Genomic DNA, 15,711 nt, shown 5'->3' on the forward strand with positions numbered 1-15,711 from the left:
CTAAGCGGCGTTATGGGGATGCCGTTCTTTTTAATTGATAGTGGTATTGTAACCGCCACAGCGAAGCACGGGTACTGGTTTGTTTGTTGTCTCTTAATTGGCGTAGTTTATTTTGATGCCATTACCTGGTTTCGTCCGGCTTCTTTGGCGCTGTAGAGAAGCTTGTCGGCACGCCCAAATAGGTCGTTGGGGGATTCTTTTGGTTGAAGTTCTGCTACCCCGATCGAGATAGAAATGGTGACGGGTTCACCCTGTACATTAAACGGTGCCTTTACCACGGCAAGCCGAATCGCTTCGGCTCGTTCCATGGCTTGCTCTAAAGTGGTATTAGGTAGCACGATCACAAACTCTTCACCGCCGTAACGGAAAATAAGATCTTCGTCTTTTAAGGCATCGCGCATTTGCTTAGGGACTAAGCGAAGTACTTTATCGCCAGCCAGATGCCCCCAAGTGTCGTTGACGTTTTTAAAGTGATCAATGTCACAGACGGCAAGACAGAGCGGTTTTTGTGTTTTTTGCATTACCTGACACAAGGGAAGAATGGCGTCTTGATAAGCGGTACGGTTAGGCAAATCCGTGAGCGAGTCCGTCATGGCCTGAGCTAACTTTTCTTGCAACAGTGAGCGCAGCGATACGGTATCTTTTTCCATTCTTGTCACTTTGTTTTTGAGCAAGGTGATGGATTGTGTGGCGTGTTTTTCTTGTTGATGCATCTGGCTTTGATAATCTGTCATAGTGCTCGAAATCGAAGACAGGCGATCATTTATTAGGCTTTTTAGGCTGTCCAGATCACTGGCGCTTTTGACGGCTTGAGAAGTGTCTTTTACTTGCCTTTGCAACTGTGTATTTAAGCCGTGACGACTTTCAGAGAGTGTTTTTTGGGAGTGATAGCTAGTAGAAATGGAGTCGTTAATACTGGCCAGTTGTTTGTTCAGCTGATTTAAATAGTTGGTAAGGTTTTCTTGGCTTTTACCAATCGCAACCATAACAAGATTAATGACTTCGTCGAGAATACCAGGCAATTCTTGTAGGTTTTTATTGCCAAGTAGGGCTTTTCTTAGGTCAGCGATGTCGTCATCGTGGTGACTAGGCAGTGATAAATTGTTTAATAACCCAGCCAAGGTATGGCTGATTTGCAGCATGATTTCCTGATCATTTTTTTGTGAGTCTGATGGTGAGCTGCGACGGTTAAATAACCTCTTGAAAAAGGAACTGGATGACCTTGGCTCTGCGGTATTTTCAAGAGTACTTTCTGCGAGGGTTAAAAAACCTTTTAGTAGCTGTGGCCATTGGGAAGAGGATTGCCAATGTAATCGGATTTGACCTTCAAGTTGTTTTCTTTCGCTTTGAGGGACGCGATAGCCAGGCTGTTTTTCTAATAAATCAATGAGCTCCTGCAGTACGCTGCGGATGAGCTTAGCTCGCCCCATTTGTGCTTCATCGCTCTGAATGAGTAGGGGTTCAGCGTTGTTAAGTGCGTCTTGTATTTGTTGTGCGTCTGCGCCCTTGTTGATCACTTGGCGTATGTGGCGTACAACGGAATCGAGCTTTGGGTCATTACCTTCTGCAAGTAGACTGGTCCGTGAGACCGCTTTGCGTAGTACTTCGATAAGTTTTTCGCTAGATGATTCCGTCATATCGCCTCATTTTCCATTAATTTTGACGTTCTTTCTCAACCAAGAAGTTCACAACATTAAAGATGTTTTCGTTCCCGTTGGCTGTTTGTGCACTGACCAAATATTTACCGTTAACAATAATGCCTGGTACGCCACGAGCGCCATAAGCGCGTATTTTTGCATCGGCTTGGCTTAAACGGCTATTGACAGCAAAAGAATCATATTGCTTGCGGAATTCATTTTCACTGACGCCATAATTCGCAAAGAAGTCTGCCAAAGCGTCTTCGGAGTTTAGGTTGCGACGTTCAACATGGATTGCATTAAATAGGTCAGCACGAAGTTCGCTTTCGATACCTAGAAGGTCGGCAATATGGAATGCTTTCGCGTGGGCTAGCCAGCCACGACCAAATACCGCTGGTAGATATTTGAAGTCAATGTCGCTTGCCATGTCTTTTTTCCAAGCATTAACGAGCGGCTCTAATGTGTAACAATGTGGGCAACCGTACCAAAATATTTCGGTGACTTCGACTTTGCTTGGGTCACTGGTTCTGACAGGGTTTTTGATGGTGGTGTAACCATTCCCGTCGCTGTATTCGGCGGCGAAAGCGGTAGATGAGATAAGAACAGAAAACAGCAAAGCTGAAAACAGCTTGATCATAGAAAACTCCTAGTTACATTCACTTTATGAGGTATGCGTACATCATGCACAGAATTGCGTTGGAATACGATTCACTCAACAGAGAAGTTAGCTATTTTTTCAGTTAGTTTACGTGCAATTTACACTTCTTGTCTGTATCTGTCTACGAGAGACTGAGGAACCTGTATTTTAGTCTATATAACGACTTTTAAGCATTAACATGGCATATTTTATGGTTTGCTGGCATTATATACAGCATACGCAAAAATCCTAAATGCAACTTCGAATTTACTGACGAATATCAACTTATGACCCCTTTTGACTCCATTTTTCGATCCGCACATTTCATTAAAAGTGCAGAGAAACTTTCACAATGTCCTCTAGACCAAGGTGTCGAGGTCGCGTTTGCTGGACGCTCGAACGCGGGCAAATCCACGGCTTTGAATGCGCTGACTGACCAGAAAAAGTTAGCGCGTACCTCTAAGACGCCAGGACGTACTCAACTTATTAACTGTTTCGGCTTAAGTGTTGATGATCGTCGCTTGATCGATTTGCCAGGCTACGGTTTTGCCAAAGTACCCATTGAAATGAAAAAAGTGTGGCAAGCACACATGCAAGACTATCTAATGAATCGTCGCTCTTTGGCCGGTGTGGTGCTGGTGATGGACATTCGTCATCCACTGAAAGAGTTCGATGAAATGATGCTGGATTGGGCAAAGTCCAATAACATGAAGGTACATGTCCTGCTGACTAAGTCTGATAAGCTCAATCGTGGTCCAGCCAAAACGACTGTGCTGACGGTACAAAAAGCCATTAAGAAGCAAGGGGTGGATGGAACGGTACAGATGTTCTCTGCTTTAAACGGTGACGGCCTTGATGAACTAAGAATCAAATTGTCGGAATGGTTGGTTTTAGAGAATCTTGACGAAATCCCTGTTTCACCTAACGCCTAAACCTATCGCTTATTGTTATTTGAAAATCTAACCTGTAGGGCAACACCTTGCCCTACAGGTTTTTTTTACGTCTGGCGTCTGACTTTTTGTTATTGCGGCACTAGGTAATCTGCTAAGAAGGTGTCGAAATCAACGACATCAGACGCCTCGATCGCTTCCTGATCCCGTAACGACTGCTCCGCTTTTTCCATGAATTCACGAGTGAGTTCGTGTGTCAAAGGGCAAGTCATCCACTGTGCTTGTTGTTCTTTAGCAAGAGCAAGCATGGCATTTTGATAGCCATTTTGCTGTTTGCAACGCTCGGTTAATTGCACAGAAGGCAGCGATGACGGGTCATTTAGTTTTGTCCGTTGAGCGTTTACTGCGTCACGGTAAGCGGGGTTCCCTGTCTGTTGTACTAAGAAATCTGCCACTTCAGCCAATTCCGCCATCATGCTGGCGGCTTTGTCGCGAAGCTTGACTGGGCCTTGACCAAAGTCAAATTGTCTCTCTAAGTCTTGTCCATGTGTGGCTATTTCCTGTTGCATAATGCGCAACTGGTGGCATTCTGCACTGCCTAAAAATTCGTCACCACGAAGCATACAATAGACGAGAAACACGTCAATGAAGTACAGGGTGGACGATTGCATGCCAATAGAAGAGCTTGGGTCTAAGTCCATAATGCGGACTTCTATGTATTCAACACCTCGCGCATGCAGGGCTGCACTGGGGTGTTCGCCGGGCTGAGTAACGCGTTTAGGGCGAATATCACTGTAATACTCGTTTTCAATCTGCAATAAGTTGCTGTTGAGCTGGCGGTACTGACCATCTACTTTAACGCCAATATCTTGGTACGCTTGATAAGGTGTTTTCAGCGCTTTTTTAATGGTGCTAATATAGGTATCTACTTCGTTATAACACACGTACAAGTCAGCTTGCGCTTTGTTTTGATAACCAAGATCGCTCATGCGCAGCGACGTGGCTTGGGGCCCAACCCAGGTGTTTTCTGGTAGTTCGGTGAGACTATCGGGTTTTTTGGGTAGAAAGCTGTTGTCAATCGCGGGGGAAGCGCCAAACAGCAAGGACAGCATCCACGAGCTACGACGAAAATTACGAATCAGGGCAAAATAGCTGTCTGACTGAAAGGTCTGCTTTTCGCTTGCGCTTAACGCCTTCATACCCTTGTGTTGTTCTAAAAAGTCCCAAAATGCTTTATCGAATGAAAAGTTGTAGTGCATGCCAGCGATGCATTGCATGATTCGACCATAGCGATTTGATAAGCCTTCGCGATAGACACGCTTCAATTTACCTGTATTTGACTCACCGTAATAAGCAATGGGTACTTCATCATTGTTAGTGAGGTGACAGGGCATACTGGCCGGCCACAAGCATTCATCGTGTTTGTACAGTTCGTGGTTAACTAGGTTGTGAATGTCTTCTAACTCTTTAAGCACACCTTCAACAGTAGGGTGAACCCCTGTGATGAACTCCATAAGCGCCTCAGAATAATCTGTGGTGATGGCGCTGTGCGTCATGGCCGAACCAAGTGACTTAGGATGTGGCTTTTGTGATATGCGACCTTTAGTGCGATCCACCCGCAGAGCTTCACGCTCGACACCGCGGTGGAACGTAAGCGCAGCGGTGGTCGCCGTGTTTTGGCAGTAGTCTGCCAACGCCTGTAAGGCATGAGTTAAAGTGCTCAAGAAGCAGTCCTTCTGTTTAGTAAGGCTAGGTGACACAGGGTCACGCTAAAAAGTATGGTCGGATTGTACTCGTCTGAGCTTATTGGCGGCAAGTCGCGGTTTCATTGAGGGGGTATTTTCAGCGGATTTATTTTGACCTGAACGTTTTGTGTCTTCACGTTATTGGCTAGAAGCCAACCATCCTACTGTAAAATGGCACTTAATGGTATTGAGCTAATATCGAGGCAAGTCGACTTGTTTTTTGTTAGGCTAGCGCCACTAACCAAAGACACTCTTTACTTTATAATAGGCGATTTAGTTATGGCAAATACCGTGTTTTGTAAAAAATACCAAAAAGAAATGGAAGCACTTGATCGTGCGCCCCTTCCAGGCGCAAAAGGCCAAGAGGTACTTCAAAACGTATCAAAACAAGCATGGCAAGAATGGCAGTTATTGCAGACCATGATGATTAATGAAAAACAGCTGAATCTGATGCAGCCCGAATCTCGTCAGTACATAATGGCGCAGATGGACAAGTTTTTTAATAACGAGACCACGGACAAGTTGTCTGGTTATGTTGATCCGGGCGATATCAAAGAGCTGTAGGTTTTTTTGAGAGAGCTGAAAGCGTTCTTTTTATCCAAAAGAACGCTTTTTTTTTACTGAGTAACGAAGCTGCCAAACAAGATATCAGCAACTGGCGTTTGTCCAGTTTCTTCTTTTAAAGCATCGTTCACTTTTACCGTAGCTTCTTTTCGAGTCTCTTCACGGGCGAGCGCACCAATCACTTGATCTGACGTCCGTGAGCTTAAAAACATCACCAAGGCATCTCGTATTAAAGGCATATTACGAAGAATAATGACTCTTTCTGCTTCATCGGTTCGAATTGTAATACTGGCCTTGATGTATTTAAGCTGCCCATTGTCGTCTAGATGATTGACGACAAAATCGGGTGTTAATTCAACATAAGCGGTTTTCCCTGTGTTCGCATAAACGGCTGTACTCAGCAAACTGGTAAGTAGCAAAACCAAGAGGGTAATTTTGTTGTGTGAAGGTATTATCAGTGACATATTAGGCTCTCGTATTCATCGCAATAGACAGTATACTAACTGTCCTTAGAGCGCTGTGTCAGCAGTAATTTGCACTTTTGCGGTTTATTGATGCCATAGCTTAATGGGTTACAAAGCAAACCACTATTATTTAGTCAGTGTAGGAATATTTGTTTATGTTAACGTTTTTCTCAGCCCGCCGTTTTCATGGCTTGGTTGCCTTTGCCGCATTTGCCCTTTTAGCGGTGGCTTTTTATATGGAATATCAAATGGCATTAGAACCTTGCCCGCTTTGTATGTTGCAGCGTATTGTGTTTTTTTGTGTGGGCTTGGTGTCTTTAGTTTCGGCTTTGAGTGGAAGTGAAAAGTGGCGCAGGTCGTGTGCTTGGTTCGTAGTGGTGCTTTGTTGTGCCGGTGGTGCTTTGGCTATTCGCCATCTGTATTTACAAAACTTGCCCGCCGATGAGCTGCCAGCCTGTTTGCCAGGTTTGAGTTACATGTTTGAAGTGTTTCCTTGGCAAGAAATTATGCAAGCCATGGTGATGGGAACAGGTGAATGTGGGGAAGTTTCTTGGACTTTGTTTGGTATTAGTATCCCCGGGTGGACTCTCATTGCTTTTATTGGTATGGCCACAGTAAACCTGATTATTGCATTACGTCCTAGAAAGAAAATGCTGTTTAGATAGGCATGATTTGATTAAGTGTAGAGGCAAGATCGCGAAAGCGTTTGTCTTGCAGGGAATACCGTATCGGAATATGCTTGGAACAGAGTGAAATGATAAAAATTGCCTGATGGAGTCTGTGTATGTTGGAACGTTGTAAAACAGCTCAAGAGCGATGGGGTGGTGTTCACGATATGATCGACCGCTGGCTTGAACAGCGCAGAAAACTGATTGAACTGTGTATTTATTTACGTGAACGCGGTGAATTTACACCGACGGATACGCCAAAAATACAAACCCTGTGTGAAATGCTGGTGGATTATGTGTCCGTTGGTCATTTTACGGTATACGAACAATTGGCCCTAGAAGCCAAAGAGTTTCATGATGATGGTGCCTTGGTTTTACTGAAAGAATTGTTGCCAGAGATTGACAGTTCAACCGAAGTGGCGATTGAGTTTAATGATAAATACGACACAAAAGACCACTGCAATGCGCAGCTTGAAGCCTTGCCGTTTTCGATTAAGGCGTTGATCCTAGTGATGGCAGAACGCTTTCAGTTTGAAGATCGGTTAATTGAGGAATTACATGAAGCGCACAGTGAAAAAAGTGCATAAATTTGCGCTTACCGCCCTGTGTTCCGTCGCCTTGTTCTCATGTTCAGCTGAAGATCCTGTGCGAACGGCTCAGTATGCCTCCCAAGGTTTTTTTTCTGCTGTATTAAGTGACGATGGCGCGTCGTCCTTGATTGGTTCAATCCAGCATGGTGGAAGTTATTGGATTAACTCCGTCAACGAGCGTAGGTTCAATTGGAATCATGCGGCTGGTCAATATACGCCTTTAACAGCCGTAGACATTGATCCCAGTGGTGAGTTCGCTGCCACCGGTGGCGCTCGTACGTTAGCTTTATGGCGCACATCAAATGGAATGTCAGAGGGGTTTTGGACGACGCCAGGCGATATAGAATCCATTAAGCTGACCCAAAACGGTGACTTTGCGTTGGTTGGACTCAATGACCAAACCGCACGCTTTTTTGATATTAAAAATGGCGGTATCCGACAAACATTACGGTTAAACGAAACCGTACGTGCCGTGGATGTTACGACAAATGGTTCGCTGGGAATAACTGGGGATGATTTGTCTTTCGTTACCCTATGGGACATGCAAACCGGTCAGATACGCTATCAGTGGGAGCTGAGTAACAGTATCGGTAGTGTGGCCTTGTCTCCCGATGGTCGATATGCCTTTGGTGCTGCACAGCTCGGTGATGCCAAAATTTGGTCCACCCGTGATGGTCAGGAAGTGATCACGCTGGATACTGGCGCGCTTCAGCATCGCAAAATGTCGATTAGTCAGGCGGTATTTTCAGCCGATAGCCGACTGTTATTGGTCGGTGGGGTGAATAGCCGAGTGTCGCTAGTGCAAGTCAGTACTGGAACCGTTCTAAAAGAGTGGGATGTGTTTACTCCAACCGGTAGGCCTGCGGGCGCCAGTGTTTTGTCATTAGCCTTTGGTAAAGGTGACCGTTATTTTGCTCTTGGCAGTAATGGCTATCTGAACGTTCTGGAATAAATCGATGTCATATCCGACTCCTCAAATGCCTCGCTGGGTGGCAGTTTTTGCTTTACAAGCTTTTTTGTCTGTCGCGGCGGGTGCTTTCGGCGCTCATGCTCTGTCTGATGTACTTCATCAAAGCGCGTTAGGTTGGTGGCAAACGGCAAGTCAATATTTGATGTACCACGCATTAGCCGGCTTAATCGTCGCGGCATTTTATTCGCCCTCTCTGAAACCTGTTTTGATCTTATTTTTGATTGGTAACTTAGTATTTGCTGGCAGCTTGTATGTGATGGCACTGACGGGATATCGCTTTTTGGGCGCGATAACGCCCGTAGGTGGCGTGTGTTATTTGTCCGCTTGGTTGCTATTGGCGTTTCGTCTCTGGCGGTTTAGTCGAGTCGAATCTTAAGCAGGACACAGTGCATTTTTTCGGGTAACATTGCCCCCCAATTTATGAGCGCTTGGTTAAAAATCGCTCTAAACTCACACGATGGCCAGTCTAGGTCCCTCAATATTGAACACACAAAGCGATACATTAGATGCAAGAGCAAAATACAGACACTCAAGAACCCATAGCAAGACGTACCATTCGTAGTTTTGTTGTGCGCGGTGGGCGCATGACAGAAGGCCAACAAAAAAATTACGAAGTGAACTGGGCACAGTTCGGTTTAAACCTCGTTGATGGCCGAATTGACTATGCCACTGTGTTCGGTCGTGAGTCGGATGTTGTTATTGAAGTCGGCTTTGGAATGGGCGCTTCGCTGGTTGAAATGGCCAAGAATGCGCCAGAAAAAGACTTCATTGGCATCGAGGTGCATCCACCAGGGGTTGCTAAGCTGATGATGCTTGCGAAAGAAGAAGGCATTAACAATTTGCGCGTGTACTGCGATGACGCCATAGAAGTGATGGCAAACTGCCTACCTGAAAAAACCGCCAGTGCCTTTCAGCTGTTTTTTCCTGATCCTTGGCATAAGAAAAAACACAACAAACGTCGCATTGTTCAGCCGCTCTTTGCTGAACAAGTGGCCAGTGTTTTAAAAATAGGGGGCGTTTTTCATATGGCAACGGATTGGCAGCCATACGCTGAGCACATGATGGAAGTCATGGAAGAGCAGGCTCAGTATGAAAATGCAGCGGGCAAAGGCTGCTATCACCCTCGTCCTGAATGGCGACCGCTGACAAAATTTGAACAGCGTGGCGAAAGGCTTGGGCATGGTGTTTGGGATTTGATCTATTCAAAACGCTAGTCTGTTTTTCGAATTCAAAAAAAGCGACTCAATGAGTCGCTTTTTTATTTACCAAACTTTTATCTGTGTGGTGCTTTTATTAGTAAAGTGCTTTCGACAGGATATACGCCGAATTGAAAAGGATCGGTGTTATTTGATTTCCACACTTTCGCGGCTATTGCCAGCATCAAAGTAAGCTTGAAATACTTTAGGTGTGCGGCCGCGTCCAGTCCACTCGTAAACCTCACCGTTTTCTTCTAAGCGGTATTTTGCTTCAACGGTTTTGCCTTTTGTGGCGCCAGCTTTTGGTGTAGTTAATTCTGTGATTTCTTCAATCGTTAAACCACTTTCTGCAATTAAAGTCGCAATTTTTTCTGCGCGAGCCGATTTAAGTGCTAGCTCTTCTTCGCGAGCGGCTTCTTCTTCACGGGCTTTTTCTAATGCTTTGGTAAATCCCGCAATCAAGTTTTCTAGCTGAGCAACGGTTAGCTCTTTTGCTGCCGCACGTGCTTTTGCTTTATTGCCTGCTAATTCTAATAATAAATTCATTTTTTCCCCTATTTATCTGTTAAGAACTGGTTGAATATGGTTCTGCACTGAAAAAGAGATCCATCCTTTACACTCAGTGGAGCTTGTCCACGTTATTTAATTGAAACGCCGCAAAGTGTGTAACTTACTTTATGAGCAATGCTGATATTATGCGTTATTTCAAGTTTGTTTGTGGATTTTAATGAAAAATGCCTTAACATGCTAATAAAATAATGCGATATAAATGTGTGAAAAGTGTAAATTGTAGGATAAATAATGAATGTCATATCAGATAACTTAACAAAACAATTTTCTATATTAAAAAAGCACACTGACAATATTATTCAATTGTTTGAAGAAGGAGCAACGGTCCCCTTTATTGCTCGGTATAGAAAAGAAAATACGGGCGGTATGACGGACGAAGATCTGCGACGTTTTCATGAAAGATGGCAGTATCTGACTGAGCTGGAAAAACGCAAAGAAAGTATCTTGGCTTTATTAGAAAATGAGCCTCAAGCTAGCCAAAATTTACGTCATAAGATACGTCAAGCGACCACGAAAAATGAATTAGAGGATTTATATTCTCCGTTTAAAAAAACACGCAAAACAAAAGCAGACGAAGCAAGAGAGCAAGGCCTTCAGCCGCTGGCAGCTCTGATTTGGTCTGGACACGTCTCAGACAGTGCCTTTGCGGTCGAATCATGGTGTAAACAGCAAAAGGTATTGGTGTCGCCTGAGAAAGCGTTAGAAGGGGTCACCGAGATATTAAATGAAGCCATTGCGAGTAACAGCGATGTTTTGCAAAAAGGCCGTCTTGAGCTGCAAAAAAACGGCGTTTTAGTCAGTCGTGTATTAAGAGGAAAAAAAGAACTGGGTGAAAAGTTCAGGGATTATTTTGATTATCAAGAAGCGGTCAGTAAAATTCCTGCGCATCGCCTATTGGCTTTGTTTCGAGGAAAGAAAGAATCCATTTTAAAACTTAGCATTGAGTGGAAAAACCTAGCGCGATACCCCGATGAGTTGATATTACCAGAGCTGCATGCGCTTTTAGATGGCCAAGCGGCTAAGTCAAATACATTCTCAGCACAGCAAAGACGCTATTTAAATACAGCGTGGGATAATAAACTCTTGCCTAAATTAGAGTCAGACGTGCTTGCCATATTAAAAGAGCGAGCAGAAGAGGGCGCTATTCAAGTGTTTGCGGACAACCTTCAGGATTTATTAATGGCGGCTCCCGCAGGGGCGCACCGTGTGTTAGGTATTGATCCAGGTTTTCGTAATGGCGTTAAGTTGGCGGTGATTGATGAACAAGGTAATGTGTTAGATCAGGGGGTTATTTACCCTCATGGACCGCAAAACCGAACTCAAGAAGCTAATGCCACATTATTACAACTGATTAAAAAGCATAACGTCAGCTGGGTCGCCATTGGTAATGGTACCGCTTCTCGAGAAACGGAAGCCTTGGTTCGAGCACTGATTAATGACGCCAATCTAAATTGTGGAGCTGTGGTCGTGAGTGAAGCGGGAGCCTCGGTTTATTCGGCGTCCCCGGTTGCCATTCAGGAGTTTCCGGATTTGGATGTCACCATTCGCGGCGCGGTTTCCATTGCACGACGTTTTCAAGACCCACTTGCCGAGTTGGTGAAAATAGACCCTCAAGCCATTGGTGTGGGTCAATATCAGCATGATGTGAAAGTGTCTCAATTAACCCAATCTCTTGCGAATGTGGTAGAAGACTGTGTGAACCGAGTGGGTGTGGACATTAATCTAGCGTCTGTGTCTTTGTTGTCTTATGTGTCTGGTTTAAGTCAGCGCTTGGCGCAAAATATTGTAGATTATCGTCAGCAAAAAGGCCGGATAGAATCGCGCGCTGAGTTACTAAAAGTCAAAGGCATTGGTGAAAAGTGCTTTGAGCAATGTGCGGGCTTTTTACGTATCTTAAACGGCAAAGAGCCATTGGATCAGTCTGGTGTGCATCCAGAATCGTATCCATTGGTACAAAAAATGGCGGCCCAACTGTCATTGAAGGCGAGTGAGTTGCTGAATAACTCAGGTGCCTTGCAACAGCTTAAACAACTGTCACCGACTTTTGCTCAGGCAGGCGATTTCACCTATTCAGATATTTTGGAAGAATTGGCTAAGCCTGGTCGAGATCCACGTCCGGAGTTTCGTTATGCGTCCTTTGATCAAGGTGTGCAGAAATTAGAAGACGTGCAAGAAGGCATGACTCTAGAGGGTGTGGTAACGAATGTGGCGGCCTTTGGGGCTTTTGTTGATCTAGGTGTACACCAAGACGGCTTGATTCATATATCTCAATTAGCCGATCGTTTTGTCAAAGATCCAAGAGACTTAGTCCGAGTAGGGCAAGTGGTCAATGTCACCGTGTTAGAAGTTGACGTGCAACGTAAACGTATTGCCTTGAAAGCAAATGGACTTTGATGCCATTGCATGTGTGAAAGCACGACCTAAAACTATGATTATCAATGGGTGGTAAGCCGGAATGTATTCCAATAAGACGGTTTATATTTATGGCGTTCAAAGTGTGTTCAACACAAAACCGATTAGAAAGGTCTAATCGGTTTTAGGCGTAACCAATAACATTGACTTAAAGGGGATAAAAGTTAGTGTTAAAGGGCGACGGCGATTTGTGATTTTGCTTGGTTGAAAGCTTCTTCACCAGGTGCACCCATTGCTTGACCGCCCGCGATGAAGGTCTCTTTAACATTCAGGCCAATAAAGCCTAAGAATGTTTGGATGTGTGGGACTTGATGATCAAATGGCGCGCCTGCTGAAAAGCTACCGCTTGCTGAAAAGATGTAAGCATCTTTGTGTACAAGACCAACAGGACCCGTTTCAGTGTAATTAAAAGTACGGCCAGCACGAGCAATATAGTCAAAGTAAGACTTTAATGTAGAAGGAATGCCGAAGTTGTACATAGGGGCTGAAACGATAACAAGGTCCGCAGCTTCTAGTTCGGCAATCAGTTCATCACCAATCGCAACAATAGCGTGTTGCTCAGCAGAGCGGTCAGCTTCTGGAGTAAATAATGCTCCTAACGTTTCGCCAGTAAAGTGAGGTAGCGGGTTAGCTGTCACATCGCGAGCGACGACTTTACCGTCAGGATTTTTTGCCAGCCATTTTTCAACAAACTCGTTAGCCAATTGACGTGATTTTGAATTTTCACCTGATGCGCTTGAATCAATACGTAATAAAGTCGCCATAATACTGTTTCTCCGTTGTACATTGTTGAGCATGTTAGCTCGGTTGTTTTTCAGTTATCACATCATAGAGCCTATTTTTTCGATAAAAAAGCGAGATTAATTGAAGATATCAATCGAAAAATACGATATTTTAAAGGCTGACGTTAAACCCAAACAGATAGAGAGAATCTCCTTGAAAGCCCCGAGAGTAACCTTAGAACAATGGCGTGTATTGCAATCCGTGGTCGATAAAGGCGGTTTTGCCCAAGCGGCCGAGGCGTTACACAAAAGTCAGTCCTCAGTCAGCTATACCGTAGCAAAACTGCAAGAGCAGTTGGGTTACCCGCTGCTGATCATAGAGGGGCGCAAAGCCAAGCTGACTGAGCGAGGGGAAGTGTTATTACGTCGCTCACGGCACTTAATAAAAGAAGCGGTGGATCTTGAAGAGCTGGCCCACACCCTAGGTCAGGGCTGGGAACCAGAATTAGAAATAGTCGTTGACCAAGCCTTTCCAACGCCGGTTTTACTGCGTGCCTTGCAAGCCTTTGAACCACAAAGCCAAGGCACTCAAGTGCAGCTTAAAGAAGCCGTGTTAAGCGGCGGTGAAGAAGCCCTGCGCAAGGGAAGCCCAGATTTAGTGCTCAGTGCGATTGTGCCTAAAGGGTATCTTGCTGATCCTATCGTCAATGTGGAAATGATCGCTGTTGCTGCCGTGAGTCATCCTTTGCATAAGGAAGCGGAATCCATCAATAACGAACGTTTGAGTAGAGAGCTGCAAATCGTTATTCGGGATTCTGCGTCTGAAACTTCCATTGATTCAGGTTGGCTTGGTACCGATCGTCGTTGGACGGTATCCAGTGTGCAATCTGCATTGGAAATCGTAACCAGCGGCATTGGTTTTGCTTGGTTGCCAAAGGCAGACCTAGAGTACGCACTGCAAAGTGAAAAGCTTAAAAAGCTGAATTTGATTTCAGGCAGTGAGCGTAATTTCCCTATGTTCGCCATTTTTGGTAAGGGCGAGCGAACGGGGCCAGCGACGCGATTGTTAGTTGAATTGTTGCAGGCGGAATGTAATGGCTGCCCAAAACGGCCACAATGATTTAGTGTTCAGTAAAAAGTGTTTGGTAAATAATGTAAAGTTGTCATTTTATTTTTGACAATTTAGGTTGTGACGTTTGGGGTAGCAAGGTTTAATACGCGCCATTGTTATTTATTCGCTATTTTAAAGACGCCAATACAAGGACGCTTCATGACTCAGGACATCGTAATTCTGGCTGCTGGAAAGGGCAGCCGAATGAAATCCGCATTTTCAAAGGTATTGCACAAAGTTGGCGGTATCGCCATGGTAAGGCGCGTGCTGACAACGGCCAACACCCTTCCAGACTCCAAACTACATTTAGTCGTGGGACATCAAGGTGAACAAGTCGAGGCAAATTGTCAGGACTTTTCAGCCAATATTGTTTGGCAAAACGACCCTCAAGGGACAGGTGATGCACTACGTCGCGTGGCCCCTTTTTTACAAGACGATGGCGTCGCGTTAACCCTTTACGGCGATGTGCCCTTGATCCGTGCTAGCACACTGACAAAAATGACCGCATTGTCGACGCCAAACACCTTGGTTTTATTGACCATTAAGCTTGATAACCCCACCGGATACGGACGCATTGTGCGAGATGATCATGGCAAGGTAACGGCCATTGTCGAGCAAAAAGACGCTTCTGTAGAACAATTGGCCATTCAAGAAGTCAATACGGGCATTTTATTGGCCCCTAATCATCGCCTTAAAGTATGGTTGGCGGCATTGACCAACACTAATGCGCAAGGTGAATACTACCTGACTGACGTGATCGCCATGGCGGCGCGTGATGGCCTTGATATAGTGACAGTTCATCCAGAAAACGAAGCGGAAGTGGCGGGTGTCAACGACCGAGTGCAACTGGCCGCCTTAGAAAGAGATTGGCAACACCAACAAGCCATTCAGCTGATGCAAAACGGCGCGACCTTGTTAGACCCTTCACGTATTGATGTACGTGGCGAATTGATCACTGGGCATGACGTTATTATCGACGTGAACTGCGTGTTTGAAGGCAAGGTAGTGTTAGGGAATGGGGTTGAGATTGGCCCTAATTGTCACCTCAAAGACTGCGTTATTGGCGATAATACCATCGTTAAAAGCCATACTTTAATAGACGATAGCCAAGTGGGTGAATCCTGCGACATCGGGCCGTTTGCACGCCTGCGTCCGGGAACTCAGCTGTCTAACAAAGCCAAAATTGGCAACTTTGTGGAAACCAAAAAGGCTCGTATTGGCGAAGGCAGTAAAGTGAACCATTTAAGTTACATTGGCGATACCGACATGGGCGCGAATGTCAACGTCGGTGCAGGCACCATTACCTGCAATTATGACGGGGTGAATAAACATCTCACTCAGGTGGGCGATAACGTTTTTATTGGCTCCAATACGTCGCTTGTTGCTCCTGTGCAAGTCGCTGAAGGGGCGACCATCGCCGCTGGCTCGACCATTACTAAACAGGTCAATGAGAAACAACTTGCCTTCGCCAGAGCGCGACAAATTAACAAAGACAACTGGATTGGACCGGTTAAAAAATAACCGATCTTGGAAAA

The 15,711-nt window shown here is 45.1% G+C and carries 16 protein-coding genes; 10 read left to right on the forward strand and 6 right to left on the reverse strand.

Annotated features, from left to right (window positions below; genetic code table 11):
- Positions 1–107: 107 nt before the first annotated feature.
- Together EBI00_RS00320 and EBI00_RS00325 are read right to left on the reverse strand one after the other, a co-directional pair.
- Positions 108–1,637 (reverse strand): GGDEF domain-containing protein, encoded by a 1,530-nt coding sequence (locus EBI00_RS00320; protein WP_123093946.1) that lies wholly within the window; start codon positions 1,635–1,637, stop codon positions 108–110.
- Positions 1,638–1,653: 16 nt separating this feature from the next.
- Positions 1,654–2,274 carry a thiol:disulfide interchange protein DsbA/DsbL gene (locus EBI00_RS00325; protein ID WP_123093947.1) on the reverse strand — a complete coding sequence of 207 codons (621 nt, stop codon included), beginning with the start codon at positions 2,272–2,274 and terminating at the stop codon, positions 1,654–1,656.
- Positions 2,275–2,561: 287 nt separating this feature from the next.
- On the opposite strand from EBI00_RS00325, the gene yihA reads away from it, so the two are divergent.
- Positions 2,562–3,206, forward strand: a complete 645-nt coding sequence (yihA, locus tag EBI00_RS00330; protein ID WP_123093948.1) for a ribosome biogenesis GTP-binding protein YihA/YsxC — start codon at positions 2,562–2,564, stop codon at positions 3,204–3,206.
- An 89-nt stretch (positions 3,207–3,295) separates the two neighbouring features.
- On the opposite strand, the gene gshA is transcribed toward yihA, so the two are convergent.
- Complete coding sequence (gene gshA, locus EBI00_RS00335; protein WP_123093949.1) at positions 3,296–4,888, reverse strand: glutamate--cysteine ligase; 1,593 nt, start codon at positions 4,886–4,888, stop codon at positions 3,296–3,298.
- Positions 4,889–5,188: 300 nt separating this feature from the next.
- Here gshA and EBI00_RS00340 point away from each other — a divergent pair, with 300 nt between their 5' ends.
- Positions 5,189–5,473 (forward strand): oxidative damage protection protein, encoded by a 285-nt coding sequence (locus EBI00_RS00340; RefSeq protein ID WP_123093950.1) that lies wholly within the window; start codon positions 5,189–5,191, stop codon positions 5,471–5,473.
- Positions 5,474–5,526: 53 nt separating this feature from the next.
- Here the strand turns inward: EBI00_RS00340 and EBI00_RS00345 are convergent, their stop codons facing one another.
- A complete protein-coding gene (locus EBI00_RS00345; RefSeq protein WP_123093951.1) occupies positions 5,527–5,937 on the reverse strand; it encodes a flagellar basal body-associated FliL family protein in 411 nt (136 codons plus the stop codon).
- 155 nt (positions 5,938–6,092) lie between these two features.
- Here EBI00_RS00345 and EBI00_RS00350 point away from each other — a divergent pair, with 155 nt between their 5' ends.
- The 5 genes from EBI00_RS00350 (at position 6,093) to trmB (ending at position 9,379) form a co-directional block, all read left to right on the forward strand.
- Complete coding sequence (locus EBI00_RS00350) at positions 6,093–6,602, forward strand: disulfide bond formation protein B (RefSeq protein WP_123093952.1); 510 nt, start codon at positions 6,093–6,095, stop codon at positions 6,600–6,602.
- A gap of 119 nt (positions 6,603–6,721) precedes the next feature.
- The gene (rsd, locus tag EBI00_RS00355; protein WP_123093953.1) at positions 6,722–7,192 is read left to right on the forward strand and encodes a sigma D regulator; all 471 of its coding nucleotides are present in this window, start codon (positions 6,722–6,724) and stop codon (positions 7,190–7,192) included.
- Positions 7,164–8,147 (forward strand): WD40 repeat domain-containing protein, encoded by a 984-nt coding sequence (locus tag EBI00_RS00360; RefSeq protein WP_123093954.1) that lies wholly within the window; start codon positions 7,164–7,166, stop codon positions 8,145–8,147. Before rsd ends, EBI00_RS00360 begins: the two co-directional genes overlap by 29 nt.
- 4 nt (positions 8,148–8,151) lie before the next feature.
- Positions 8,152–8,541: a DUF423 domain-containing protein gene (locus EBI00_RS00365; RefSeq protein ID WP_206612532.1), complete on the forward strand. Its 390-nt coding sequence runs from the start codon at positions 8,152–8,154 to the stop codon at positions 8,539–8,541.
- 130 nt (positions 8,542–8,671) lie between these two features.
- Complete coding sequence (gene trmB / locus EBI00_RS00370; RefSeq protein ID WP_123093955.1) at positions 8,672–9,379, forward strand: tRNA (guanosine(46)-N7)-methyltransferase TrmB; 708 nt, start codon at positions 8,672–8,674, stop codon at positions 9,377–9,379.
- Positions 9,380–9,508: 129 nt separating this feature from the next.
- Here trmB and EBI00_RS00375 read toward each other — a convergent pair whose 3' ends face one another.
- Entirely contained in the window at positions 9,509–9,907 is a 399-nt protein-coding gene (locus EBI00_RS00375; RefSeq protein WP_123093956.1) for an H-NS histone family protein, read from the reverse strand.
- Positions 9,908–10,162: 255 nt separating this feature from the next.
- On the opposite strand from EBI00_RS00375, the gene EBI00_RS00380 reads away from it, so the two are divergent.
- Positions 10,163–12,325 (forward strand): Tex family protein, encoded by a 2,163-nt coding sequence (locus tag EBI00_RS00380; RefSeq protein WP_123093957.1) that lies wholly within the window; start codon positions 10,163–10,165, stop codon positions 12,323–12,325.
- A gap of 188 nt (positions 12,326–12,513) precedes the next feature.
- Here the strand turns inward: EBI00_RS00380 and EBI00_RS00385 are convergent, their stop codons facing one another.
- Positions 12,514–13,107 carry an FMN-dependent NADH-azoreductase gene (locus EBI00_RS00385; protein ID WP_123093958.1) on the reverse strand — a complete coding sequence of 198 codons (594 nt, stop codon included), beginning with the start codon at positions 13,105–13,107 and terminating at the stop codon, positions 12,514–12,516.
- A gap of 100 nt (positions 13,108–13,207) precedes the next feature.
- Here EBI00_RS00385 and EBI00_RS00390 point away from each other — a divergent pair, with 100 nt between their 5' ends.
- Both EBI00_RS00390 and glmU read left to right on the forward strand, forming a co-directional pair.
- Complete coding sequence (locus tag EBI00_RS00390; RefSeq protein WP_241556907.1) at positions 13,208–14,185, forward strand: LysR family transcriptional regulator; 978 nt, start codon at positions 13,208–13,210, stop codon at positions 14,183–14,185.
- A 150-nt stretch (positions 14,186–14,335) separates the two neighbouring features.
- Complete coding sequence (gene glmU / locus EBI00_RS00395) at positions 14,336–15,697, forward strand: bifunctional UDP-N-acetylglucosamine diphosphorylase/glucosamine-1-phosphate N-acetyltransferase GlmU (protein ID WP_123093960.1); 1,362 nt, start codon at positions 14,336–14,338, stop codon at positions 15,695–15,697.
- Positions 15,698–15,711: the final 14 nt, after the last annotated feature.

The sequence above is a fragment of the Marinomonas hwangdonensis genome (genome assembly GCF_003721245.1).
GTDB classification, from domain to species: Bacteria; Pseudomonadota; Gammaproteobacteria; order Pseudomonadales; family Marinomonadaceae; genus Marinomonas; species Marinomonas hwangdonensis.